The sequence below is a fragment of the Thiomonas sp. FB-6 genome (genome assembly GCF_000377645.1).
Classification (GTDB): domain Bacteria; phylum Pseudomonadota; class Gammaproteobacteria; order Burkholderiales; family Burkholderiaceae_C; genus Thiomonas_A.
The window spans coordinates 40,774-43,703 of sequence record NZ_KB898497.1 but is presented as its reverse complement, the minus strand read 5'-3'; the positions used below and the strand labels follow the sequence as shown (position 1 = coordinate 43,703).

Genomic DNA, 2,930 nt, shown 5'->3' with positions numbered 1-2,930 from the left:
CTAGGGATGCTGTCCAAAATCAGCTGAGCGCCGAGGCAACGGAACGATGAAAGCCACGAGATGATTCCCGTCAGTGATTTCGCACGGAGCGCCGGCCGCGATGGGCTCCGCAGCGGTCGTTTCGACCCTGCAGGAGGCCGTTTTCGCGAACGGCGGACGCACTCATCCCTGCGCCGCCATCAGATGTCGCCGTGCCATCCAGAGGTTGGACAGCGCGAACAGCGTGTGCAGCTGTGCGGTGTTCTTCGCCAGGCCGCGGTAGCGCACCTTGACGTGGCCGAACTGGCGCTTGATCACGCGGAACGGGTGTTCGACCTTGGCGCGGATGCGCGCCTTGACGTGTTCCATCTCCTCGGCGATGGCATCCTTCGGACTCGTCACGTCAAGCAGCCTGCGCAGCCCGGGGCGCAGCGCGACATGCCAGCGCGTGCGAATGTCCTGGGTGTCGTCTCGCTTCTCGACGCCCTGGTAGCCGGCATCGGCGAAGACATCTGCTTCCTCGCCATGTACCAGCGCGTGCGCCTGGGTGACGTCATTGACGTTGGCCGATGTGCCCACCACCGTGTGCACCAAGCCACTGTCGGCGTCGACGCCGATGTGGCACTTCATTCCGAAGTACCACTGGTTGCCCTTCTTGGTCTGGTGCATCTCTGGGTCGCGCGTGCCGGTGTTGTTCTTCGTCGAACTGGGAGCTGCGATCAGCGAGGCATCGACCGCCGTGCCTTCCTTGAGCATCAGCCCCTTGGCGGCCAACGTCGCGTTCACAGCTTCAAGCATCTTCGGCGCCAGGTCGTGCTGTTCCAACAGGTGCCGAAAGCGCAGGATGCTCACACGATCAGGCAGTCGCGCCATGCTGCCAAGACCAGCAAACTGGCGGTACAGCGGGACGTCGAACAAAGCCTCTTCCATCGCCATGTCCGACAGGCCAAACCACTGCTGCAGGAAGTGAATGCGCAGCATCATCTCGGCGCCGAACGGCGGCCGGCCTCGCTCCTTGCGCGGCGCGTGCGGCTCGATCAGCGCAAGCAACTGCGCCCACGGCACCACGCGATTCATCTCGTCGAGGAACTTGCCCTTGCGGGTCTTACGGCTGGTCAGGTCCAGCCCGAGGTCGGCTTGCTTCATGCCCTCATTGTCTTGTCGGACGCTGCCCGCCGCCAGGGTCGCAATGGCCATTTTTGAACACCATCCCTAGGGCTTGCTGCGCAAAATGCCAAACGATGTATTACACATGGTGGGGTTGTCGGGGCATCGCGGCGAGGCTTCTCAGCGCGGGCAGTACAGGTCCACGTATTCGTGCACCGGCGTCTGGGCCAGGCGCGCGGTGTCGAGCGAAGCGTGCAGGATGGCCTGCTGCTGGCGCTGCGCGAAACGCCGCGCCAGGCCGGCGCGGAACTTGGCTTCCAGCAGCGGCTCGCCCTCGGCGCGCCTGCGCTTGTGGCCCACCGGGTATTCCACCAGCACCTCCGGCAGCGTGGTGCCGTCGCGCAGGACCACGCCGAGGCCGTTGGCGATGGAGCGCTTGGCGGGGTCGTGGTAGTCGGCGGTGAAGCGCGGCTCCTCGACGCAGGCGATGCGCGCGCGCAGCTCGTCGATGCGCGGGTCGGCGGCTGCCGCGTCCTCGTAGTCCTGCGCCGTCAGCCGTCCGTGCAGCAGGGCCACCGCGACCATGTACTGGATGCAGTGGTCGCGGTCGGCCGGGTTGTGCAGCGGGCCCTGCTTGTCGATGATGCGCAGGCAGGCCGCCTGGGTGCGAATGGTGACGCGCTCGATGTCCGCGGCGCCGCGCCCGGCGGCCGCCAGTTGCGCGTGCAGCGCCAGCGCCGCCTCCACCGCGGTCTGGCCGTGGAACTCGGCGGGAAAACTGAGCTTGAACAGCACGTTTTCCATCACGTAGCTGCCCAGGGGACGCGCCAGGCGCAGCGCCTTGCCGCCGAAGCTGACGTCCTGGAAGCCCCAGGTGGGCGCGCTCAGCGCGCTGGGGCAGCCCATCTCCCCGGTGCGGGCGATCAGCGCCAGGCGCACGCCGCGGCTGGTGGCGTCGCCGGCGGCCCAGCTCTTGCGGCTCCCGGTGTTGGGCGCGTGCCGGTAGGTGCGCAGCGCCTGGCCGTCCACCCAGGCCAGCGAGATCGCATCGATCAGCTCCGCGCGGCTCAGGCCCAGCAGGCGCCCGGTGACCGCGGTGGTGGCCACCTTGACTAGCACCACGTGGTCCAGCCCGACCTGGTTGAAGGAATTCTCCAGCGCGAGCACGCCCTGGATCTCGTGCGCCTGCACCATGGCGTTGAGCACGTCGCGCATGATCAGCGGCGGCTTGCCCGCGGCCACCGCGCAGCGGCTGAGCCAGTCGGCCACCATCAGGATGCCGCCCAGGTTGTCCGAGGGGTGTCCCCATTCGGCGGCCAGCCAGGTGTCGTTGAAATCCAGCCAGCGGATCATCGCGCCCAGGTTGAAGGCGGCGCTCACCGGGTCGAGCTGATAGGGAGTGCCCGGGACTTTCGCGCCATGGGGCACGACGGTGCCCGGTACCACCGGGCCCAGCAGCTTGGTGCAGGCGGGGTAGTCCAGCGCCTGCAGGCCGCAGCCCAGGGTGTCGATCAGGCACAGGCGCGCCGTCTCCAGCGCCAGTCCGAGGAACTGCGTGCGGTCGAGCACGTAGTCGGCGATATCGACCAGCAGCGGGTCGGGGGCCGGGCGGCCCTGCGGGAGATGGGAGCTCATGCGGGGATTCTCGCTCAGCGCGCGTGCGGGCAGGGCGGTGCGCTGGTTCTCGGGCGGCGGCAGGCGGGCGGTGGCTGCGCCCCGCGCGCGGACGAGGCACTTCACGTCGACCGCTGCAACGCGAGGATCGGGGGATCCTCGTAGGAGGTGTCGACGACGTAGCCGCGCTGTTGCAGTTCGATTTCCTTGGTCCTTCGAATCTGATGCAG

The 2,930-nt window shown here is 67.9% G+C and carries 2 protein-coding genes; both read right to left on the bottom strand.

What is annotated here, in order from left to right; all coding sequences use genetic code 11:
- Nucleotides 1–162: 162 nt before the first annotated feature.
- A complete protein-coding gene (locus D466_RS0115565; protein WP_018913040.1) occupies nt 163–1,125 on the bottom strand; it encodes an IS5 family transposase in 963 nt (320 codons plus the stop codon).
- A gap of 141 nt (nt 1,126–1,266) precedes the next feature.
- A complete protein-coding gene (locus D466_RS0115560; RefSeq protein ID WP_026285346.1) occupies nt 1,267–2,721 on the bottom strand; it encodes a bifunctional 2-methylcitrate dehydratase/aconitate hydratase in 1,455 nt (484 codons plus the stop codon).
- Between the last annotated feature and the right edge of the window lie 209 nt (nt 2,722–2,930).

What these genes read in the sequence shown, in the direction of transcription:
- D466_RS0115560 (WP_026285346.1), bottom strand. Translation starts at nt 2,721, where the DNA reads ATGAGCTCCCATCTCCCGCAGGGCCGCCCGGCCCCCGACCCGCTGCTG.
- D466_RS0115565 (WP_018913040.1), bottom strand. Translation starts at nt 1,125, where the DNA reads ATGAAGCAAGCCGACCTCGGGCTGGACCTGACCAGCCGTAAGACCCGC.